Source organism: Skermanella aerolata KACC 11604 (assembly GCF_000936425.1).
GTDB classification, from domain to species: Bacteria; Pseudomonadota; Alphaproteobacteria; order Azospirillales; family Azospirillaceae; genus Skermanella; species Skermanella aerolata.
In genome coordinates this window covers 47,213-69,335 of the sequence record NZ_AVFK01000027.1, presented here as the reverse complement: position 1 = coordinate 69,335, position 22,123 = coordinate 47,213, and the positions used below count along the sequence as shown (strand labels likewise).

Annotated in this window: 21 protein-coding genes; 7 read left to right on the top strand and 14 right to left on the bottom strand. The window is 63.9% G+C overall.

Going from position 1 to position 22,123, the window contains the following annotated elements; all coding sequences use genetic code 11:
* Window positions 1–102 precede the first annotated feature (102 nt).
* Window positions 103–621, top strand: coding sequence for a TspO/MBR family protein (locus N826_RS26205; RefSeq protein WP_244619535.1), 519 nt, complete (start codon window positions 103–105; stop codon window positions 619–621).
* A 571-nt stretch (window positions 622–1,192) separates the two neighbouring features.
* Here N826_RS26205 and N826_RS26200 read toward each other — a convergent pair.
* The 8 genes from N826_RS26200 to N826_RS26165 all read right to left on the bottom strand — a co-directional run bounded on the left by N826_RS26200 (window position 1,193) and on the right by N826_RS26165 (window position 10,800).
* Window positions 1,193–2,650, bottom strand: coding sequence for an FHA domain-containing protein (locus N826_RS26200; protein ID WP_147040503.1), 1,458 nt, complete (start codon window positions 2,648–2,650; stop codon window positions 1,193–1,195).
* A gap of 82 nt (window positions 2,651–2,732) precedes the next feature.
* Window positions 2,733–3,401, bottom strand: coding sequence for a nickel pincer cofactor biosynthesis protein LarB (larB, locus tag N826_RS26195; protein ID WP_044433599.1), 669 nt, complete (start codon window positions 3,399–3,401; stop codon window positions 2,733–2,735).
* Entirely contained in the window at window positions 3,398–4,189 is a 792-nt protein-coding gene (gene larE / locus N826_RS26190; RefSeq protein ID WP_044433597.1) for an ATP-dependent sacrificial sulfur transferase LarE, read from the bottom strand. Before larE ends, larB begins: the two co-directional genes overlap by 4 nt.
* Window positions 4,186–5,373, bottom strand: a complete 1,188-nt coding sequence (gene larC / locus N826_RS26185) for a nickel pincer cofactor biosynthesis protein LarC (RefSeq protein WP_084721203.1) — start codon at window positions 5,371–5,373, stop codon at window positions 4,186–4,188. The genes larE and larC overlap by 4 nt, the downstream gene beginning before the upstream one ends.
* Entirely contained in the window at window positions 5,370–6,668 is a 1,299-nt protein-coding gene (locus N826_RS26180; protein ID WP_044433595.1) for a nickel-dependent lactate racemase family protein, read from the bottom strand. The genes larC and N826_RS26180 overlap by 4 nt, the downstream gene beginning before the upstream one ends.
* A gap of 118 nt (window positions 6,669–6,786) precedes the next feature.
* Entirely contained in the window at window positions 6,787–8,109 is a 1,323-nt protein-coding gene (locus N826_RS26175; RefSeq protein WP_044433593.1) for a TRAP transporter large permease, read from the bottom strand.
* A complete protein-coding gene (locus tag N826_RS26170; RefSeq protein ID WP_044433592.1) occupies window positions 8,106–8,693 on the bottom strand; it encodes a TRAP transporter small permease subunit in 588 nt (195 codons plus the stop codon). The genes N826_RS26175 and N826_RS26170 overlap by 4 nt, the downstream gene beginning before the upstream one ends.
* Window positions 8,694–9,036: 343 nt before the next feature.
* Window positions 9,037–10,800: a cation:proton antiporter domain-containing protein gene (locus N826_RS26165; protein WP_044433590.1), complete on the bottom strand. Its 1,764-nt coding sequence runs from the start codon at window positions 10,798–10,800 to the stop codon at window positions 9,037–9,039.
* A 126-nt stretch (window positions 10,801–10,926) separates the two neighbouring features.
* Here N826_RS26165 and N826_RS26160 point away from each other — a divergent pair, with 126 nt between their 5' ends.
* On the top strand, window positions 10,927–11,193 hold the full coding sequence (locus N826_RS26160; protein ID WP_044433587.1) for a helix-turn-helix domain-containing protein: 267 nt from the start codon (window positions 10,927–10,929) through the stop codon (window positions 11,191–11,193).
* A gap of 97 nt (window positions 11,194–11,290) precedes the next feature.
* Window positions 11,291–11,680 (top strand): DOPA 4,5-dioxygenase family protein, encoded by a 390-nt coding sequence (locus N826_RS26155; protein WP_044433585.1) that lies wholly within the window; start codon window positions 11,291–11,293, stop codon window positions 11,678–11,680.
* A 250-nt stretch (window positions 11,681–11,930) separates the two neighbouring features.
* On the opposite strand, the gene N826_RS26150 is transcribed toward N826_RS26155, so the two are convergent.
* Complete coding sequence (locus N826_RS26150) at window positions 11,931–12,296, bottom strand: hypothetical protein (protein WP_147040505.1); 366 nt, start codon at window positions 12,294–12,296, stop codon at window positions 11,931–11,933.
* A gap of 112 nt (window positions 12,297–12,408) precedes the next feature.
* Between N826_RS26150 and N826_RS43375 the strand changes: the two genes are divergently transcribed.
* From N826_RS43375 to N826_RS26135, 3 genes are read left to right on the top strand one after another with little or no spacing between them, the layout of a single operon-like run.
* Window positions 12,409–12,882 (top strand): MarR family winged helix-turn-helix transcriptional regulator, encoded by a 474-nt coding sequence (locus N826_RS43375; protein WP_044433693.1) that lies wholly within the window; start codon window positions 12,409–12,411, stop codon window positions 12,880–12,882.
* A gap of 5 nt (window positions 12,883–12,887) precedes the next feature.
* On the top strand, window positions 12,888–14,030 hold the full coding sequence (locus N826_RS26140) for an HlyD family secretion protein (RefSeq protein ID WP_063772321.1): 1,143 nt from the start codon (window positions 12,888–12,890) through the stop codon (window positions 14,028–14,030).
* Between the two features lie 60 nt (window positions 14,031–14,090).
* Window positions 14,091–15,590: a DHA2 family efflux MFS transporter permease subunit gene (locus N826_RS26135; protein WP_244619536.1), complete on the top strand. Its 1,500-nt coding sequence runs from the start codon at window positions 14,091–14,093 to the stop codon at window positions 15,588–15,590.
* A 213-nt stretch (window positions 15,591–15,803) separates the two neighbouring features.
* Here the strand turns inward: N826_RS26135 and N826_RS43370 are convergent, their stop codons facing one another.
* Window positions 15,804–15,944, bottom strand: a complete 141-nt coding sequence (locus tag N826_RS43370) for a hypothetical protein (RefSeq protein ID WP_157599368.1) — start codon at window positions 15,942–15,944, stop codon at window positions 15,804–15,806.
* A 245-nt stretch (window positions 15,945–16,189) separates the two neighbouring features.
* Here N826_RS43370 and N826_RS26130 point away from each other — a divergent pair, with 245 nt between their 5' ends.
* Entirely contained in the window at window positions 16,190–17,050 is an 861-nt protein-coding gene (locus N826_RS26130; protein ID WP_052832076.1) for a ChbG/HpnK family deacetylase, read from the top strand.
* 83 nt (window positions 17,051–17,133) lie between these two features.
* On the opposite strand, the gene N826_RS26125 is transcribed toward N826_RS26130, so the two are convergent.
* From N826_RS26125 to N826_RS26110, 4 genes are all read right to left on the bottom strand, one after another.
* Window positions 17,134–18,777 carry a response regulator gene (locus tag N826_RS26125; RefSeq protein ID WP_044433580.1) on the bottom strand — a complete coding sequence of 548 codons (1,644 nt, stop codon included), beginning with the start codon at window positions 18,775–18,777 and terminating at the stop codon, window positions 17,134–17,136.
* A complete protein-coding gene (locus N826_RS26120; protein WP_052832074.1) occupies window positions 18,774–19,577 on the bottom strand; it encodes a response regulator in 804 nt (267 codons plus the stop codon). Before N826_RS26120 ends, N826_RS26125 begins: the two co-directional genes overlap by 4 nt.
* A gap of 148 nt (window positions 19,578–19,725) precedes the next feature.
* The gene (locus N826_RS26115; protein ID WP_084721201.1) at window positions 19,726–21,432 is read right to left on the bottom strand and encodes an AMP-binding protein; all 1,707 of its coding nucleotides are present in this window, start codon (window positions 21,430–21,432) and stop codon (window positions 19,726–19,728) included.
* Window positions 21,433–21,544: 112 nt separating this feature from the next.
* On the bottom strand, window positions 21,545–22,075 hold the full coding sequence (locus N826_RS26110; RefSeq protein WP_244619537.1) for a hypothetical protein: 531 nt from the start codon (window positions 22,073–22,075) through the stop codon (window positions 21,545–21,547).
* Window positions 22,076–22,123 lie beyond the last annotated feature (48 nt).

Below are 22,123 nucleotides of genomic sequence, written 5' to 3'. Positions count from 1 at the left end.
GAATCAGATTTGTCGCGGTGCAACTCATTACAAGACATGGTTGTGGCGATCGCGATATCATAAGGCCTTGACCGGATGGGCGATGTGACTGATCTCTCATCCATGATGACTCAGACATTCCTGGACGAGCCGGGCCGGACCGGCAGCCGTGGCCGGTCGCTGCTCATGCTGCTGGCTTTCGTGATCCTCGTGGCGGTCGCCTCGGCGACGGCCTCTTCGGTGACCTTGCCGCAGATCGGCGGTTGGTATGCCGGCTTGGAGAAGCCATGGTTCAACCCGCCTAACTGGCTGTTCGGCCCGGTCTGGACTGCGCTTTATGCCATGATGGCGATAGCCGGCTGGCTGGTCTGGCGCGAGCGCGGACTGAACGGCGCACGCAGCGCTCTTGCGCTGTTCGGCCTTCAACTGGCATTGAACATCCTGTGGTCGCTGATCTTCTTCGGCCTGGAAAGTCCGGGTGCCGCCTTCATCGAGATCACGGCGCTCTGGGCCGCCGTCGGCGCTACGACGGTGGCTTTCCGGCGAATCAAGCCGCTGGCGGGTTGGCTCTTCGTGCCGTACCTGCTCTGGGTCAGCTACGCGGCGGTGCTGAACGGCGCGGTGTGGTGGTTGAACGGGTAATGTACCGCACCATATCGACTACCCTGCTTTCAGGGCATCTTCGACTGCATCGGGATGCTTCTCGATGACTTTCAGAAATACACGCGCCGATCTGTCGAGCGCCGACATCGACGTCGGGCACCTCGACCATATGCGTCGAAGTCTTGCCCTTGGCTCCATCCATGTAGGCAGCAGCTTCCTGCATAGCCTCGATCATTGCAGCCAATTTGCTGACGGTCTTCTTCTGATCCGATGTCATACCGAGGGCCGAAGACATTGACCTGTGTGGACAGCGTTTGTTGGGCCACGGCCCAACCTACAGACTCCTGCTTCGTAGGTTGGGCCGTGGCCCAACACTTGCCGACCGCAGGTCAAACTCTTCGGCTCCTGGTATCATACCAACGGCATTGAAGATTCACCGATGAGTTCCGGCAAAGATGTCGGGCTGAAGAGGCCCGACCTACAAAAGGACCCTTGGCCAAAAGCACGCTGGCGTAGGTCGGGCCTCTTCAGCCCGACATCCAACGCTCCAGACCGGTCAATGTTTAATGCCGTCGGTATAAGGCAGGCATTCAAAGATCTTTCGGCTTCCTCATCGCAGAAAGACCCGCGGCGCATCTTCCGAAGGCAATGACGCTATCTTGTACATGAGCTGGTCGGCGAGGTCGCGGGGGATGCCGGCGCGGCGGAGGCGGCCGCCCAGTTCGCGGCGGACGTCTTCGATCGGGATATGGGCCGGGGCGAGGTCGCGGGCGTGGCGGATATGGCTGAAGATGCGGGACAGGCTGCCGAACAGGAACACTCCCTTCTGCCGCCCCATGTCCGTTTCCGCAAGATCGAGCAGGTAGCCGATCTGGCCGCCGGAAGTATTCAGGGTACCGCAGAGCTGCTGGACGGCCGTTTCGAACGGCAGGTCGGTTTCACCCGACCGCAACGCCGTCTTGGCCCGGCGCGTCAGCGCCACGCTCATTTCCGGACCGCCGCGAAAACCGCTGAAGCAGGCGAGAGAGGCGGCGATGCGGTGGAAGGCGATGGCGCAGTAGCGCGAGCCGTCCTTGCTCAGCGGGTGATGTCCGTCCAGGCCGGCGCGGACCCGCCGCAGCAGCGCGGCTTCCACTTCCGGCAGGCGCCAGCGGGCCAGCGCATTGCTGAGGTCCATCAGGACGGGGGTGAAGGGAAGCCGGTCGTCCAGCTTGCCGTTCAAGGTCGCCAGCAGGCCCAGCAGGGCGGAGCCCAGGTCGGGCGAGTAGCCGATCAGCGCCTTGACGGGGTCGCGGCCGTCAATCGTCTCCGCCAGAAACTGGTCGATCGCCGTGATCCCGTCCGGATCGCAGTCCTCGTCTTCCAGGATCATGAGGAGCGAATGGACCTTGTCGCACCACTCGCGATGTCCTTCCAGCAGGCGGCCGAAGGCATAGCTCATGACGCGGTCGTGTTCCGCCGGCGCGCAGCCGTCGGCGATCCGTTCCTGAAGCGCCGCTATGCCGTCGATGGCGAGAAGCTTGGCATAGGGCGCCAGGGTATTCGACGCCTGGGCAAGCTGCTTGATCCGCATCCAGAGGGCGCCGAGTTCGCGCTCGCGGTCCGGTATGAAGCAGGAGACGTCACGGGTCTGGATCTTGGCGAGCCGGGTGATGCCGGAGTTCAGCAGCATGCCCTCCCGCTCGATCATGCGGAGGGCAATCCAGTCGTGCAGCGTCTCGCTCGGGACGGCGATCTGCCGGTCGGCGTAGCGGCGGGTCAGCCGCAGCAGGGTCATGCGGCTGGGATAGCCGTAGACGTCCAGCACATCCTTGCAGGAACTAGCCTCGTCGATGGGCGTAATGCCGACGACCTCGGTGCCGCCGCTCTGCGAGGCCCGCTCGAACACGACCGTCTGGGTATGCTTGCCGACCTGGACGACCTGGACGCGGCCGTATTTGGCGAGGCTGAGCAGATAGGTCGCGCGTTCCGTCGCCTGTCGCTGGTCCTCGAAGATACCGTCGATGCTGGAATAGCCGCCCTGTTCGACCACGACTTCGAATCTGGCCTGCTTCTTCCAGGAAAACATCACTGCGACGGGTCCCTGTGCGAAAAGGTTGAGATCGCCCTTTATCGCATCATATACCGGCACGAACAAACAGCAATTAGAGTCACATTTTATTGATCATCTTGACCGCCGCGACGGCGGCGCCGAACCCGTTGTCGATGTTGACGGTCAGGATGCCCGGCGCACACGACGCGAGCGCCGAATGAAGCGCAGCCATACCCCCGGCGGAAACGCCGTAGCCGACGCTGGCCGGGACGGCGATGACCGGCGCGTCGGTCAGGCCGGCGAGCACGCTGAACAGGGCGCCTTCCATCCCGGCAACCGCGATGACGACGCGGTAGCTGCGGATATCGTCAAGGCGGCGCATCAGCCGCCACAGTCCCGCCACCCCGACATCGGCGATGACGGGGGATTGGAAACCCAGGAACTCCAGGGTACGTGCGGCCTCGGTGGCGACGGGCAGATCGGAGGTGCCGGCCGCGACGATGCCGATGCCGGGCCTGATGCTGGGTTCGGCCGGCGTGCCGCCGCACCAGGCGGTGCGCGAAACCGGATCGTAGTTGGCGAGCGCCGCGCGGCTCTCCTCGCCCAAGGACGCGAAGACCGACGGTTCAAGGCGGGTGAACAGGAGACGGCGGTCCGCCTCGCCGGCTGCCTTCAGGATCGCTTCGATCTGGGCAGCGGATTTGAAAGCGCAAAGCACCGCTTCGGGAATGCCGGTGCGGCGCTCGCGCTCCCAGTCGATCTGAAAGTCGTTATCGAAGTCGCTCACGGTGACTCGCGCAGAAAGGCCGATCCCCGGCGGTAAGGGCGGACCCCGGTGAAGATCCGTCCGGTCCCACGGCACAGCGCTTCGACCAGACGGCCGATCTCGTCGCGCCCGGTTCCGCTGTCTCCTACCTCGACCGCCACGCCGGCATGGGTGATGCGGCAGCGGATGTTCGCTTCGCCGGGGATGGTCTCGGCCACCGCCCGTTCCACCGTGTCGATGAAGCCGAGGTCGTCTGCGTCGATGGCGATGCCGGTCTCGACCCTGCTGGACAGGCAGGGCTGGGCCGGCAGTTCCGCCAGATCGTCCAAACCGTGCAGATGCGCAATCTCGCGGATGGCGGCCTTGTCGATTTCAGCCTCGACGAAGGGATGGACGACGCCGCGCTGGGAGGCGGCCTTCAGGCCGGGGCGGTAGTCGCCGAGGTCGTCCAGGTTGGTGCCGGACGCGACCGTCCCTTGGGTGACCGAGCGTATGCGGTCGTAGAGGTTCGACTTGCAGAAATAGCAGCGGTCCACCGGATTGGCGCGGTAGCGCGGGTCCTCGAACTCCCCGGCGTCGGCCACGGTGAGCGCCCAGCCGTGGCGTTCCGCGTGGGCACGGACGCGGGCAGTCGCATGAGCCGGCACGGCGGGAGAGACGGCATGCAGCATGCCGACCTTCCCGCTGGAAAACCGGTGCGCGACATAGGCCAGCGTCATGCTGTCCACCCCGCCGGAAACGGCGATCACCAGCTCGGGATAGCGGTTCAGGGCGGCGATCAGCCGTGACTGGGCATCGGCGCCGCTCATCGCTCGGCCTCCGACTTCGCTGCCCGGCGGCCGGCGAGGCTTTCGATGGACGCCAGATCGTCGCTTTCGGCCTTGCCGGTCGTGGCGCCGCCGGGCCGGTTCACCCGCTTGACGCGGATATCGGAGGTGCTCTGATCGGCTCTACGCTCCAGCGTCGAGCGCTGCTCGGCCCGCCAGCGCAGGCCGATGGTCGATGTCTCGATGAAGCAGAGCCGCTGGACGGCTTCCAGGGCTTCCGGCCGCACCAGCAGGCGGAACTCCGTCAGCGGCCTGCCCTTCTTGCCCGACAGGGACGCCAGGGCCACGTCGAGCACGCCGTTGGCATCGCGCAAGCGGTCGGCGGCGATGCCGATTTCCTCTCCAGTCATGTCGTCGATGTCGAAGGAGAGCACCACGACGGTCTGGGCTTCGCCCGGACTGCCGGCTGAAGCGGCTGGGTCGAATACCAGTGCCCGCAGGATATTCGGCATGCCGGGCAGGTCGCGGGTTCCCGCTCCCATGCCGGTGCCAGTCAGCTTGCCGCCGCTGCGGGTGGAACCGGCGGCAAGATGGCGCAGGATGGCGGCCCCCGTGGGCGTGACGCGCTCGCCCCCTAACCCGTCGTCGCGCCACTCGAAACCATCCAGGATGCGCGCCGTCGCCGGAGCCGGCACCGGCAGCAAGCCATGCGCCGTGCGCACCCGCCCGCCGCCGAGCGGCAGGTCGGACATGCTCCAGGTGGCGTCCAGCGCCGCGATGATGGAGCCGCTGGCGACCACGTCCATCAGCGAGTCCCAGTCGCCGATCTCGTGAAAATGCACGTCACCCATCGGTACGCCGTGGATGAAGGCCTCGGCCTCCGCCAGGACCGTAAGGATCGCGACGGCATGGTCTGCCGTCCCCTCGGCCAGGGGAGCGGCGCGGATCAAATCGACCATGTGCCGGTAGCTGCCGGAGCCGTCATGGTGATGATGGCCGGCATCGTGGTGGTGATGGTGGTGCCCCTCCAGCCCGAAGCGAAGCACCGTCAGGCCGGCGCTGGTCCCCTCCATGAAGTGAGAGGTTCCGGCGGCCGGAGGCATGACGGCGGCGACGTCATCGAGCACCCGCCGGCGCAGTTCCGGCACGGCATCGGTCAGGGCTGCGACGAACATGTCGCCGGCGATGCCGCCGACGACATCGAGATGGATATGCCGACGGCTCATGCCGCCTCATGGACCGGGACCACATAGGGTCCTTCGGGGATGATCGCGACATGCGGATCGTCGTGGCGCTGGATGCTCTCGGCCACGGCGGCGTCGAGGTCGCCGATGACTTCGACCGCGGTGATGCGCCGCTCCTCCGCGTCGAGGCCGGAGGTATAGAGCATGACCCGTCCGATCCGCATCGGCTTCAACTGCATCTCGGTCTGCCACTCGTCCACCTCGGCCAAGGTCTTGGCCGTCAGAGTGGCGAGGAAGCGGTCGGGGCCAAGCTCGACCAGCCGGGTCTGGGCGTCGCGGAACTCCTTCGAGCCCATGCCTTCGGAGCAGGCCGACGCGATGATCAGCGTCCCGCCCGGCTCCAGGATGTCGAGAGGCGTCACCATGCCCTTGACGGTCTGGTAATAGGTCTTATCGAGCGGGTAGCCGGCGGAGGAGGTCACGACCGTCTTAAAGCGCCGGGGCACCTTGATGCGGGTGACGTCCTGGATGAACTCAACGGCGGCCAGATGGCTGGCGATGATCTCGCCGAAGGTGACATGGACGAGGTCGCGGTCCTCGTCGATCACCGTGTTCAGCGCATAGATCTCGCCAAGGGTCCGGACGATCTCAAGCTGCTCCTCGTGCAGCGGGTTGCCGACCAGATTGCACTGAACGGCCAGCGGGTCTTCCATGAAGCGGGCGGAATGGAAGGTGCGGATCGTCTCGTGACCGGCGACGCCGGGGGCCACCACCTTGCGGCCGCCCGACCAGCCGGCCATGAAGTGCGGCTCGACCAGGCCGGTGGCGATGCGGAGGTCGGCTTCGACGAAACGGCGGTCGATCCGGACCGGCGTCTCGCGCGTCGCGGTCATGCCCAAATCCACATGGTCCTCGTCGCGCATCGCGAAGTGGTTTTCCACCCTGACATTATCGAGCACCCACGGGTCGCCGACCAGTTCGGCCATCTCGACGCCCTCGTTGGGGCGATGCAGGCCCGTCGCGATCAGGACGGTGATGCCGTCCTTGGGGATGCCGGCCGCCATCATCGTCTCGATCATGGGGCGGAGGAACAGGCGGTTCGGGACAGGGCGGGTGATATCGCAGATCAGGATGCAGGCGCTCTTGCGCCCCTGAGCCAGCGTCGCCAACGGCGGCGCGTCGATTGGGTTGTCGAAGGCGGCATGGATGGCGCCGGTCTGGTCCGCCAGCTTGGGCAATGTCGCCTTGCGGATCACGGTAGCCTCGGCCCGTTCGGGCAGCCCTACCGTCAGGTGTCCGCGTCCGAAGGCGATATCGACGGTCTTGTACGGCTCCATGACCAACTCCTCAACGTTTCTCATTCAGATGCGGCGGCTACCCTATATGCCGGTTCATATATGGTAGCCGCCACAGCCTGGACGAGATAGTTCGTTTAGCGAGTAGTCTGCTATGCGATCAATTATAGACGGCGTCGGGCAGCCACAGCGCCACCTCCGGGAAGACGTAGAGGATCAGCAGGCAAACGACGACGATGCCGAGGAACGGCATGACGCCGGCGAAGATCTGCTCGATCGTGACATGCTTGGGAGCGACGCCCTTCAGGTAGAACGGCGCCATCGCGATCGGCGGCGACAGGAACGAGGTCTGGAGGTTGAGCGCCACCATGATCCCGAAGAACAGCGGATCGATGCCGAAGTTATCCAGCAGCGGCAGGAAGATCGGCACGAAGATGATGATGATCTCGGTCCATTCCAGCGGCCAGCCCAGCACGAAGATGATCGCCTGCGCCAGGATCATGAAGGTGACCGGATTCAGATTGAGGCTCATCACGAACTCCTCGATCACGCTCTGGCCGCCCAGATAGCCGAACACCGAGGAAAAGATGAAGGAACCGACGAACAGCCAGCACACCATGGCGGTGGTCCGTCCGGTCAGGAACACCGATTCCTTCAGCTTCCCGAAGGTCAATGCCCGGTAGCATGCCGCCAGGATGATGGCTCCCAAGGCTCCCATGGCGGCGGCTTCCGACGGCGTCGCGAGGCCGAACAGGATGGCCCCAAGCACCGAGAAGATCAGGGCCGTCAGCGGCAGGAACGAACGCGCCAGTTCGGACAGTGCCCGTCCCCAAGTTGCGTCGCGCAGCATCTCGGGCGGTGGCGGCGGCGCCATGGCGGGGCGGAAGAAGGCTATCCCCACGACATAGAGCATGTAGAAGCCGGTCAGCATTAGTCCGGGGATGAATGCCGCCGCGTAGAGCTTGACCACCGAAACGCCCGCCGTGGCGCCGTACAGGATCAGCATGACCGAGGGCGGGATCAGGATGCCCAGGCATCCGCCGGCGCAGACGACGCCTGCCGCGAGCCGCGTGTCGTAGCGGGCACGGAGCATCGCCGGGAAGGCCAGCAGGCCCATCAGGGTCACCGTGGCGCCGACGATGCCGGTAGCGGTGGCGAACAGGGCGCATGTGGCGAGGGTGGCCACCGCCAGCGAACCGGGCATGCGCCCGAACGTCATCTGGATCGACCGGAACAGCCGGTCCAGGATATTGGCGCGTTCGACCATATACCCCATGAAGACGAACAGCGGGATGGAGATCAGCACGTCGTTCGACATGACAGCGTAGGTGCGCTGAACGAACAGGCTGAAGATCGCGTCTCCCATACCCATGTAGCCGAAGCCAAGGCCCAGCGCCATCAGGGTGAAGGCGATGGGGAAGCCCAGTGTGATCGCCCCGATGAACAGGACGAGCATGGTGAGGCCGAGTTGCGGATCGGTCATCGGGCCAGCCCCGCTTCCCGGCGTTCCGCCGCTTCGGCCAGGATCTGCTGTTCGAGTTCCTCGACATCCTGTAGGCGTTGCGGCCACCAGCCATTGCGGATGCAGATGACGCAGCGGACGCTCTCCGCCAAGCCCTGAAGCAGCATCAGCACGCCGACCAGCGGGATCAGCATCTTGAACGGCCACATCGGCGGTCCGTCGGGACTGAACGCCGAGCGCTCGTTGAACATGTAGGAGATCTTGAAGAAGCCCCAGCCCGAGTAGATCAGTGCCAGAACCGCCGCGAAGAAGAACAGGATGTAGAGCGTCAGGTCGACGGTGGCCTGGACCCTTGGCGACCACTTGCGATACAGGAAGTCACCCCTGACATGGCCGTTGCGCGACAGTGCATAGGGGCCTGCCATCATGAACAGCGTCCCATACAGCATGTAGCTGACATCGTATGCCCAGGTGGTCGGCGCGCTGAAGACGTAGCGGCTGAAGACCTCGTATACGATGACAAACGTCATGGCGAGGATCGACCATGAGAAAATCTTACCGACCCAGGTATTTACCTTGTCGATGGCAATCAGGAGCCCTTGCATACAGCCTCCCTCCCTGTTGATCATGTTATTGCTTGATTTTTAGGCTTGGCCGGCGCCAGCGTTCACAGGCGGGCCGATCGGAAGGCGGGAGATCGAGAGGATGACCAAGTAGCTTTGCCGCACCGCACAATAAAACTGCCGCCAAGCCATGGTGTCACTCGATCGGAAGAGATACCTGCATCTTAAATATCATGGAATTTGTTTCAGCAAAAACGGAAAACAATCTATCGTTTTCGTCAGCCCAAGTGGCCTCATGTTTCGAAGGCCGGGGCGACTGTGCGGCTTGATTTTACCCATGAGCAGGATGGTGTCCACCTCAGGCGAAGCGGACGCCGGCCTTCGGTCACTTCCCCGGGAGCACGCCCTTGTCCGCGCCGGAACCCGGCGGCGCCTCGTCCACGCCGACATGCTCGAGCATCCGCATGGCGATCTCGTGCTCACCCATGACCGCCAGCGAACATCCCATCTCTTCCAGATGCCCGACCGCGGCACTCGTATGGGCTCGCGCGATGATTTCCAGCCCAGGATTGGCGGCGCGCGCCTGTTCGACCACCTGCCCCGCCTCGAAGGCTTCCGGCACAGTCACGAAGAGACGACGGGCTTCATGCAGGTTCGCGGTCGCCAGCACGCGGGGATCGGCGGCATTGCCGACGAAGACCTCGGCACCGTCCCGGCGAGCGGCGGCGACCTCGTCAAGGCGTTCCTCGAACACGAGCACCGGGCGGCCTGCGGCACGCAGGCCTGAACCGACCAGCGAACCGACGCGGCCATACCCGACGATGACGTCGTGCCCGGTCAGGGAGCTGGCTTTAAGCGGGACAGCTTCCTCGTCCGCGACCACGGCAGCAAGGGGTTTAGCGGGTTCTGTCTCGGGAGCGGCCGGCGTGTAGACGCCGGGACCCGCAAGGGCGGGTTTCGGCGCCGGACGCAGCTTCTCGAAAGCCATGAAGACGAACGGGTTCAGCAGGATGGAGATGATGGCGCCGGCCAGGATCAGGTCCCGCCCCTCCGTCGGCAGCACGCCCATGCTGACGCCCAGGCCGGCCAGGATGAACGAGAACTCGCCGATCTGCGCCAGACTGGCGGAAATCGTCAGGGCGGTGGAATTCGAGCGGCCGAAGGCCTTGACGATTAGGAAGGCGGCGATGGTCTTGCCGACGATGATGATCGCGACGGTGCCGAGCACCGACCAGGGCGACCGGATCAGGACGCCGGGATCGAACAGCATGCCGACCGACACGAAGAACAGCACCGCGAAGGCGTCGCGCAACGGCAGCGCTTCTTCGGTGGCGCGCTGGCTCAGCGGACTTTCGGCCAGGACCATGCCGGCGAAGAAGGCGCCGAGCGCGAACGACACGCCGAACAGCGCCGCCGCTCCATAGGCGATGCCGAGCGCCACGGCATAGACCGACAGCCGGAACAGCTCGCGCGATCCGGTATGGGCGGCGTAGTGCATGATCCAGGGCACGATACGCCGGCCGGCGATCAGCATGATGGCGACGAAGGTCGCGACCTTGACCAGGGTGATGCCGGCCGACCATGCGATCGTCTGCCAGGACGCCGTCCCCCCGGCGCCTCCCAGGGCGCCGCTCAGTGCCGGCAGCATCACCAGCGCCAGCACCATGACAAGGTCTTCCACGATCAGCCAGCCGACCGCGATCCGGCCGCGTTCGGTTTCCAGGATGCGTCTTTCCTGCAAGGCGCGGATCAGGACGACCGTACTGGCGACCGACAGCGCCAGACCGAAGATGATCCCGGCTCCCATCGTCCAGCCCAAACTCCACGCCAGCGCCATGCCCAGCAGCGTCGCGACCGCGATTTGAACGACCGCTCCGGGGAGGGCGATGGTCCTGACCGACATCAGGTCCTTCAGCGAAAAATGCAGCCCGACCGCAAACATCAGAAGGATCACGCCGATCTCGGCCAGTTCGTTGGCCAGTCCCTGGTCGGCCACGAAACCGGGCGTGAAAGGACCGACGACGATACCGGCGAGCAGGTAGCCTACCAGGGGCGACACGCGCAACCGATGCGCCGCCAAGCCGAGAACGAAGGCCATTGCGAGGCCGATGGCGATGATGGCGATAAGAGGCGTGTCATGCCCTGGCACTAATCTCTCCCTGGAAATGCAATGAAACTACAAAAAGCTGTAGCAGTCACATGGGACCAAATGCCTTAGTTTCAACCAAAATGCCTGACATTGACCTTTTGGAATAGCAAGCCTATCTAGCAGGCCATGCCACTGACATCGGAACAATGCCGCGCCGCACGGGCGCTTCTGGACTGGACGCAGGACGACCTCTCCGTCCGGGCGGAGGTCAGCCGCAGCACCGTCCGTGGCTTCGAAGGCGGACAGCACGGGTTGCAGCGCGCTACGGCGGCAGCGATCCGCCGCGCCCTGGAAGCGGGTGGCGTCATCTTCCTGGATCCCGATGCCGATTGTGGACCGGGTGTCAGGCTTGGGCAAACCGCCCACTCCGATCGGGACAAGGGCCAGTCCTGATCCGTGATTGAAGCCGGACCATCAATCCCAAACATTCTTCAGGCCCAAGCATCCTTAGGGATGCGCCAAGAAGCCTGATTGTAAGGGAGACGCGGCGATGACCGACGATACGATCCCGCCCCCGGACGAAGGGGTCACCGACCCGAGCCGGATCAGCGGATACCACGCCCACATTTACTACGATCCGGCGGTGAACCGCGACCGGGCAGCGGCAATCCGCGACCGTGTCGCGGCGTCCTTCCCCGAAGCCCTGCTCGGACGCTGGCACGACCAGCCGGTAGGACCGCACACGTCGGCCATGTATCAGGTGGCATTCCCATCGGAACTCCTGTCTAAGTTCCTCCCCTGGCTGATGCTGAACCGCCTCGGCCTGCCGGTCCTGCTCCACCCGTCGACCGGGGACGACTACGCCGACCATACCGATCATGCGGCATGGCTGGGCGAGGCTCTGCCACTGAAGTTGGAAGTATTACGAAGAAGCGGGTGACCGGAAAGCAGAAAGGCCGCCCCGAAGGGCGGCCTTTCCATTGTCAAACCACGATCCTTTTCAGATCACGATACGACTTCTTACAGAAGCTGGGTTCCGCCGGAGGCGAAGACCCTGGTCTCGACGATCGTGGATCGCGGCTTGGAACAATTAGACACAGGACCACCTCCTTTCCGTTGTTGATGACATGTTCCCTATATGGAAATGCCTCGGGAACGCGCAAGAGCCGCCACAGCACTTTTTCCCGGCGTCAGCCGCCGCCACGCACGCCGGTCGTCGCTCCCAGGGCGATCTGCCGTGCCTGCCGGACCTTTTCCATGCAGGCCCCGCTGTCGCCGCGTTCGGCGGCGGCGCGGCCCTCGCGCAGCATCGATGTCATGTCTTCGGTCTGCTGCGGAGAAAGCCTGGCACCGGCAAGCCCGCCCGGCTGCTGTCCCAAGTTCTTGCTCATCGGTACCGGATCGATACCGCGAACCGACTGCTCGGTGCGGATTCCGCTGCCGATCGGCGCAGGAGCCACTACGCCGTCCGATCTTTCGATATCCTTGGAAACCGTATCGCGGCTGGCGGCACGGCTCTGTGTCCTGTCGGCATCGGCCATCGCAAATCCTGCCATTTCGCCATCCGGTGCGGAGGAATTCCGGCCGGCTTCGGCGATCCGCAAGCTTTTCATAAGCAAGCTTATAAAAAGCCTGGGCAACCATAAGCGCGCTTACTATCTTTTCATCATGCCCGACACCAATCCCTCGAACACCTTCGGCGCCCTGATGATCGACGGTGCCCGCCTGCTCCGGCGGCGGTTCGACCAGCGTGCCCGAGCCTTGGGACTGACTCGCGCCCAATGGAACGTGCTGTCCCATCTGTATCGCAACGACGGCATCAATCAGGCCGGCCTCGCCGACCTGATGGAGGTGGAGCCGATCACCGTGGGCCGGCAGCTCGACAGGATGGAGGAGGCAGGCTGGATAGCGCGCCGTCCCGACCCGTCCGACCGCCGTGTCCGCCGTATCTACATGACCCCCCAGGCGCAGGGAGTGCTCGATCAACTGCGCGAGCTGTCCCGCGATATCTACGCCGAAGCGCTGCAAGGCATCGCTCCAGATGTCCGCGAACAACTCATGACCAGTCTTGCCCAGATCCGGAACAACCTGTCGGACCGGACCGAAGAAGCACCTCAAAAAGAAGTCTCCGCAGGGAACTGAGAACCATGTCCGCCGCCACCGCCGATACCGACATTCCCGCCAACCCGTCCCGCAGCCGCTCCACGGCCAGGGTCCGCCGCCTCGTCCTCATGCTGATCGTGCCGCTGGCCCTCGTCCTCGCCGGCGGATACTTCTGGGTGACCGGCGGGCGCTACGTTTCGACCGACAATGCCTATCTCCAGCAAGATAAGGCGATGCTCGCCCCCGATGTCGCCGGCCGGATCGTCGAGGTCGCGGTCCGTGAGAACGACACGGTCCACAAGGGCGACCTGCTGTTCCGCATCGACCCCGAGCCGTCCCGCCTCGCCCTCCAGCAGGCGGAAGCGGCGATCGCCTCGGCGCGCCTGAACATCGAGCAGATGCGTGCCGCCTATCTCGACGCGATGGCCGAACAACGCGCTTCGGAAGAGAACCTGGACTTCCAGCGCCGCGAACTCGACCGGCAGAAGACCCTGCTGTCCGGCGGCTATGCCGCACAGTCCAAGTACGATCAGGTGCGCCACGACTTCCAGGCGGCCGAGCAGCGTCTTGCCCAGGCACGCCAGGGCGTCGAAAGCGCCAAGGCCGCGCTGGGCGGCGACCAGGACATCCAGACCGACAGCCACCCGCAGGTGATGGAAGCCATCGCGAAGCGCGATCAGGCGCGGCGCGACCTGGAACATACCGACGTCCTTGCCCCGGCGGACGGCATCGTCAGCCAGACCGACCGGCTGATGATCGGCCAGTACATGCCGGTCGGGACGCCGGCGCTGGCGCTGGTGGAAACCGGCCGCACCTGGATCGAGGCCAACTTCAAGGAGACCGACCTGACCCATATGACAGTCGGCCAGACCGCGACCTTCGAGTTGGACACCTATCCCGGCCGCGAGATCCGCGCGACCGTCGAGAGCATCGGCGCCGGCACCGGTTCGGAGTTCTCGCTGCTGCCGGCGCAGAACGCGACCGGCAACTGGGTCAAGGTGGTCCAGCGCGTTCCGGTCCGTCTGGCGATCGAGCAGGCGCCGTCCGGCGTGCCCCTGCGCACGGGGCTCAGCGCCAATGTCGAAGTCGATACCGGCCACGTGCGGGGCCTGCCCTCCCCGATCCGGTCGGCCCTCGCCTGGACCGGGATCGCCCGGGCCACCGCCGGCGATATGCAGCACGAGTAAACCACGCCCATTATGGCAACCGCTCCCGAATCCCCCGCCGGTCCCGTGAAGCATGCGGGCATGATCACGGTATCGATCATGCTGGCGACCATCATGCAGGTGCTGGACACCACCATCGCGAACGTGGCGCTGCCCAGCATGCAGGGCAGCCTCGGCGCCGCCCAGGACACGATCACCTGGGTCCTGACCTCGTATATCGTCGCGGCGGCCATCGCGACGCCAGTCACCGGCTGGATGGCGGAGCGGATCGGCCGCAAGCGGCTGTTCCTGACCTCCGTTGCCGGGTTCACGGTCGCGTCCCTGCTGTGCGGGCTGGCCGGCAGCCTGACGGAGATGGTGATTTACCGCCTGTTCCAGGGCTTGTTCGGGGCGGCGCTGGTGCCGCTGTCCCAAGCCGTCCTGCTCGACATCAATCCCAGGGAACGTCACGGTCAGGCGATGGCGATGTGGGGCGCCGGCATCATGGTCGGTCCCATCGCCGGGCCGACCCTGGGCGGCTGGCTGACGGACTCCTTCGACTGGCGCTGGGTGTTCTACATCAACCTGCCGGCCGGCATCCTGGCCTTCCTCGGCATCCTCGCCTTCCTGCCGGAAACCGGAAAGCGCATCCGCCGGTTCGACTTCTTCGGCTTCGCCATGCTGGGCCTCGCCATCGGCGCTTTCCAGATGATGCTGGACCGGGGCGAGCAGCTGGACTGGTTCTCCTCCCGCGAGATCCTGCTTGAAACGGCCCTGGCCGCCGGATGCCTCTGGGTCTTCGTCGTCCACACCATGACCGCGAAGTCGGCGACCGGACGCGATACCTTCATCGACCCCAAGATCTTCGCGGACCGCAACTTCGTCACCGGCCTGCTCTTCATCTTCATCGTCGGTATCATCCTGCTGGCGACCATGGCGCTCCTGCCGCCGATGCTTCAGAACCTGCTGGGATACCCGACCGTGACCACTGGTCTCGTGCTTGCCCCACGCGGCGTCGGCACCATGATCTCGATGATCCTGGTCGGCCGCCTGATGCACAGGATCGACGCCCGTATCCTGATCTTCGGCGGCCTGATGCTGACCACGTGGTCGCTCTGGCTGATGACGGGCTTCACGATCGAGATGGGCGAGCGGTCGATCCTGATATCCGGCGTGATCCAGGGATTGGGCCTCGGCCTCGTCTTCGTGCCGCTCAGCACGCTCGCCTTCGCGACGCTGGAAGCACGGTTCCGCACCGACGCCACCAGCCTGTTCAGCCTGACCCGCAACCTGGGCAGCAGCGTCGGCATATCGATGGTCATGACCTTGCTGGCGCAGAATACCCAGGTCAACCACGCCGTCCTTGCCGAACACGTGACGCCGTTCAACCCGATACTCGACGGCCGCCTGGCGGACATCACGGACCTTTCAGCCGTTGCCAGCCTCAATGCCGAAGTCACCCGGCAGGCCATGATGATCGCCTACCTGGACGACTTCAAACTGATGATGTTCGTGGCATTGCTGGCCGTGCCCATGCTCCTGCTGCTCCGCAATCCCCGCCGCAATCCCGGACCCGACGCCCATGCCGCAGCGCTCGACTAGGACAACCGCGCGGGCTTCATCCCAGGTTATGGCTAAAATCGTAATTGTTCGTGGAAGGGACACAGCCGAATTTGAGGATTGCTGCCGTTGACGAGCTGCCGTCTTCGTATCGGGAACGATAGGACAGTTAAGTCCCAAGGAAATACTCGCGGCCGTCACGAGAGCCTATAACCTCTCGTGCGGGCAAGGGTCTCCCAACTCCAGCGATCATCTTCAGGTGATCGAAAAATTGCCGAAATCCACTTTGATGGTCTTGACCGTCACGGCCGGTGTCTGATCGAGAACCTGCCCGGCTCCCTTGTAATACCAGGTGCCGAAGACATTGCCTTGTGTGGACAGTGTTTGTTGGGCCACGGCCCAACCTACAGGCTCCTGCTTCGTAGGTTGGGCCTTGGCCCAGCATTTCCGGAGTGCCGGTCAAACTCTTCGGCTCCTGGTATAAGCAGCCATTCGGCCCGTCGGATTTGCATTCCCTTCCGCACTTTGCTTCTATCGCCCCTGAAACCAGAAAGACGGATAAAGCGGATGCGCATGCTGTTTACCGGCCATGACCCAGCACCGGACGAGCGGGCGGGCAGCCTGATCGTAAGCCTCCGGCCGTGAGTTCCCCTTCCCGTCCCGCTCCGACGCCGTTCATTCTCTGCGCCGACGACTACGGCTTTTCGCCGGGCGTCAGTTCGGCCATCCGCGACCTGATCGACCGCGGACGACTGTCGGCCACCAGTTGCATGACGATGTCGCCGTTCTGGCGGGATCATGCCTCATGGCTGAAGCCCTATGCCGATCAGGTCGATGTCGGTCTTCACCTGACGCTGACCGACCACCGGCCGCTGGGTCCGATGCCGCGTACTGCGCCGGGAGACCGGCTTCCGCCGCTCCGGATGCTGATGCGGAAAGCCCTTACCCGCCAGCTTGATCAGGGAGAAGTCGATTCGGAATTGAGTCGCCAGCTCGATGCGTTCGAACGGGATTTTGGACGCGTGCCCAGCCACATTGACGGGCACCAGCATATCCATCAACTCCCAATTGTACGGAAAGCGGTAATCCGGGCAGTGACAAACAGGTACAAGGGAGAGAAAATCTACCTTCGGTTATGCCACGATAATTATGCCGCTACTCTGAAGCGCGGCATCGAAATCCCCAAAAGTCTTTTGATCTCGTCGCTCGGTCAAGGCTTGCGAAAACTTGCACATAAGCATACTGTTGCAGGTAACAATAGCTTCCGCGGCGTTTATGATTTCTCCAACCGTATGCCGTTCGGCACTTTGATGGACCGCTTCGTCGAGGACATTCCACCGAAAGGGCTGGTGATGTGCCATCCAGGCATCCCCGACGAAGAACTTCGCGCCCTGGACCCCGTGGTAGACCAGCGGCGTGTCGAGTATGACTGGTTAGGTGGTCACGGTTTGCCGTCTCTGCTGGCAAAGCAGAACCTCCGGCTAAGCCGCTTCTTTGAATAGCGGTTTTATTGGAACAGCGGTTTTCTTGGAACAGCGGTTTTTTTCGACAAAGAGACTCTTCGATCGACTGAGAGCCTCCCGGATCAATTCAACCCGCTGTGCCGAAGCGCCCAGACATGACTTTGGAGAGCCGTACGGACACGGCGGAACTCCTCCTGTATTTGCAGCATTCGCTGGTTGCCTTCCTCCTTGAACCCCCTTGTCGGCATGTCGCGACATCGTGCCAGCAGCTTGACCAGCCGGATGGCGCCGATATGGGTCGAACTGCTTCCCAGCGAGTCCGCGTGTTCCCGGAAATTGACGACGTCTCCTTCGTTCAGCGCCTTGCACATCGCGTCGATCAACTCGGCACCATCGATCAGGAAAACCGAAATGACGTCTTCCAGGAAACCATTGTCGGGATCGAGCGACTGGAGCGCGTCCAGCGCATCCTCGTCGATCGACGGTTCGGCGATGGCGGAAAAGCGGGGATGGGAAGAGATCGACGCGATCACGCCGGTTTCCAGCGCCTGCCGTGCACTGAAGGACGCGGCACCCAGCCGATCGACCGCCTCCAGCAGACGGAATCCCTCTACCGGCATCGGCAGAACCTCGTTCATCCCGGCGGAAACGCAGCGTTTGCGCATGGTGTCGCTCAATCCCGGCGCCAGACCGACGATCGGCAGGTTGGCATCCTCCGACCGCATGAACCGGTACATCCGCACTATGTCCAGCGCACTGGGATTGCGCAGATGCAGGTCGATCAGCATGACGTCCAGGCCGCCCCTGTGCAGAAGGTCCAGCGCACTGTCGCCGTTCCCGGCGGTGTGGACGGTATGACCGGCGCGTTCCAGTTGCCGGCGCAGGCTGCGGCCGCCACAGCCGCTGTCTTCCGCCAGCAGCACCCTGAACTTCCGCTTCGACGTTCCGCCGCTCCGGCCGGACGCGGCGCCGATCAGGCCGCCGGCCTGGGCCGGCAGAAGCATCAACCCGGCCGCTACCCCGATGATCAGGAACGGCGCTTCCGACAGGACGCCCGTCGCCATGGCGACCACAGCCAGACCGAGAGCGCCCGCCGCCGCCGCCACGATGGCACCCAGGGCGCCGTCGCTGAGCGCGCTGCCCAGAGCTATCCAGATATAGGCGAACATCCAGACCTGCATGGACGGACCGCCGGCGCACAGGAGCAGGGTGATGCATAGGGTGTCGGCGGCGATGCCGCACATCCTGCGGACGCGACAGGGCTTGCCCCGGCACAGCAGGTCGAACATCAGCCCCCAGGCGGCCAGCGAGGCACCCTGAAGGACCATCATGGCGGCTTCTACCCGGCCATGGTCCGCTTCACCGGCAAGCACGGCGATCCCGCCGGTGAAAAGCACCATTGCGGCGATACTGGCGATGCGCGCCACCGCCTGGGTGAGTTCGTCGCCGCAGCCGAACGCTATTTCGCCCCATCTTCGGCGGATGCCGCGGCGCCACAGCAGGAAACCGGTGGCAGCCGGGCCGACGGCGAACATCAGTACGGACAGCAGCCCGAGCCAGGGCGAGCCGCCGCTCCACCACGCGCCGGTTCGGCCGTCGGTCCAGACAAGTGACCAAATGCCCGACCAGACCGGAACGCCTGCTGCCAGTCCGATGACCGCTGCGGCCATCGAAACCATCCAGCCCGTGATCCTGACCGGCGGGGGCGGCGGCAGGTCGAGTTCGGCATCCGAGTCGACCGTCGGGTCCGGGGTCTGCCCGGTCATGCCGGTTCTCCATCGACCAGACGGGAGCGGGCGGTCACGTCCATCGAGACCGTGACGATGCGGACGATGGCGCCGGCACGGTTGCGAACGGGTGTCTTCAGCGTAACCAAGGTGCGACAGACGCCGTCGGGCATCTCGACCTCCTCCTCAAACGGGGTCATCGGCTCACCCCGGTCCGCGACGCGCCGGTCGAGCGCCATGGCGCGCGTCCCGCCGTCTCGCGGCAGCAGATCCGCGGGCGACCGGCCCACCGCCCTTTCGGCGGTGACTCCCAGTGCCGCGGCATAGGTGCGGTTGACATATTGATACCGGCCATCCGGGCCGGTGGCGGATACCATGGCCGGGACGGTGTCCAGGACGGCGACGAGATCGCGCGCCCGGGCGACGGTGGCCCGCGGGTTCTGTCCCCGCAGCAGCAGGTGCTGCCGCCGGAGCGTCAGCAGCGTCCTGACGCGGGCGCGGAACTCCAGCGGATCGACGGGTCCCAGCAGGAAATCGTCCGCTCCCGCCTCCAGCGCCTGCCGTCTCAGGCGGGCGTCGTCGAAAGCCGTTACGACGACGACCGGAACATGCGTCCGGTCGGGCTGGGCACGGAAGCGCCGGATGAAAGCGGCGCCGTCCAGTACGGGCATTTTGAAATCGGTAATGCAAAGGTCCGGGCAATTGCTCGCCGTCCAGTCCAAGGCTTCCACCGGGTCTGAAAAAGCGTGGACGATGATGTCAGCGGCCAGCGAACCGGCCAGCTTTGACAGGATCTTCAGATTGATGCGGCGATCGTCCACGACGACGACAATGGGCATAGGTGCGCAATGGGCTCGTGACGATTCATGTGCAGGGTTGGTGACACCGCATCCATACCGATCCGGCATCGCTCAGAATGCACACTAACCCATCCATTCTTGACGGGAAGTTACCAATCCGGAGACACGCTGCAATGACAACCGAAAATTATATTTCGGTTTTTGCCGCCGCAACCCGTTCGATTTCCATTTCCCTAAGCTTGAAACGCTGAATTTTACCGGTTTCAGTGCGCGGCAAGGCGTCGAGAAATTCTACCCGGCGGGGATATTTATAAGGCGCGATCTGCTTTTTCACAAACTCCTGCAACTCGCCTACCAAATTGGAACCGAGCCGCAGCGGCTCGCGCGGGACCACGAACGCCTTGGGGATCATGCCGCGCCTGTCGTCGGGCGAGGCGACCACGGCGCATTCCCGGACGGCGGCGTGTTCCAGCAGGACGGTCTCGATTTCTATGCCGGAAATATTGTAGCCGGCGGACACGATCATGTCGTCGGTACGCCCTCGGTACCAGAAATAGCCGTCCTCATCGACAAGGAAGGCGTCGCCGGTCACGTTCCAGCCGTTCTGGACGTACTGGGTCTGCCGTGGGTCGTCCAGGTAGCGGCAGCCGACCGGCCCGCGGACCGAAAGCCGTCCGACTTCACCCACAGGCACCGGGCGGAACTCGTCATCGACCACGATGGCGTCGTACCCCGGCAAGGGCTTGCCGGTAGCACCGGGGCGCAGGGCGTCCGGCGGGTTGGCGATGAAGGTATGCAGCATTTCGGTCGACCCGATGGTGTCGACGATCGGCAGGCCGGTGATCGACCGCCAGTTGTCGATGACCCGCGCCGGCAAGGTTTCCGCCGCGGAAATACAGGCCCGGAGCTTCGGCATTTCCCGGCTGGCCGCCAGAGGGGTCATGGACCGGTAGGCGGTCGGAATGGACAGGCAGATCGTCACCGAATGATCCGACAGCGCGTCCAGCAGCGCTTCGGGCGTCGGCGCCTCGACCAGGACGCTCGTGGCGCCCAGCCGGAGAGGGAACAGGATGGCTCCACCCAGGCCGTAGGTGAAGGCGAGCGACGATCCGGCACAGAACACGTCTTCCCGCCGTGCATCGAGCACCGAACGCGGCAATCCCTCGGTCACGGCCATCAGGTCCCGATGGAAATGGACGGCAGCCTTGGGAACGCCGGTGGTGCCGGAGGTAAAGGCGATCAGGCAGATATCGGCGGCGTCGGTCCTGGCAGGGGTGAAATCCGCCGGTTTCCCGCGCATGCGCCGGGCAAGGTCGGAAAATGTCAGGATCCGCAGGGATCTGTCGGCACCCGAGCCGGCAGCTTCCAGTTCGGAGACCAGCCGGTCGTCGCACAGCGCCAGTCCGATCTCCAGCCGGTCGCGGATCTGCCCCAGTTCACGGGCACGGAGCAGCGGCATGGTCGGCACGACGATGCCGCCCGCCCTCACGACCGCCAGCCAGCACGCCACCATCATGGGAGAATTGGGGGACCTGATCAGGACCCGGTTGCCGGTACGAAGTCCCATGTCCCCGGTCAGCACATGGGCTATCCTGGCGACCTGCTCCGACAATTGCCGATAGGTCGTCGTCTGGCCGGTGGTGGAGTCGATGAGACAGGGATGATCTCCCCTGCCCCGGGCCAGATTGACATCCAGCAGTTCCCCCGAGATGTTCAAAGGTCCCTGGAAGCGATAGCGGGAGTTTCCGAACAGAAGGTCGGGCCATTGCCGGGCGTCCGGCAACCGGTCGCGCGCGAAGGTATCGAGCGGCGCGTCGGGAGCGTCCGAAGCATGTCCGGGACCGTCGTTGCGGTCTCCGGTCGAAGCGGTATGCGGCTGGTTCGGCGGGGACATGGTTGGTATTACCATGCCGCTACTCGTAACAACAATAGCTCGCTTGAGACGAAAAAATTATGTAATTGCTGTCACAAACAATTAGCACAGCAATCATTATCGGGCTTCATAACTATACACCCATATAATCGTCGATCTCGCCCTGCTGCATCACATGGGTTGTTCCATGGATGATCCCGTTTGCGACCTGCATGATCTTGTGCAGCATCTCGACCGATGTCGCGCAATCGAACTTCAGCCGCTGGTCGTCTCCGGCACCATGGGCCGCTTCCATGCGGCCGAGCGTGAAGAGAATGACGGCATCCATCTGCGCTATGGTCGCTTCGAAAGGCGTGCGGAACTTGTTGGGGACATGATCGTAGGCTTCGATCGCCAATTCCTTTTCGGAGAAACCGCTGTCGCGGAAATGCTGCTGGTAGGACTTGGGGCGCCAGAGACGGCAATCCTCGATCATGTCGGGCATGTCCGGCATCATCTCGATCAGCATCACGATTTCGTTGAAGTGGTTGAGATAGTCGGTGGCGAGCAATGTCTTTTCTGAAATGTTTGCTCCACGCACGCGTCCGCGCCAAGTCAGAAAATCTTCCAACTCTCCGTCTTGAATGCCATGAAGAATGTCAGCGTCATTATCCTGTTCAAGCATATCCGCTATCCGATTAACCAACTTATTACGGCAGGATTCTTTGAATTA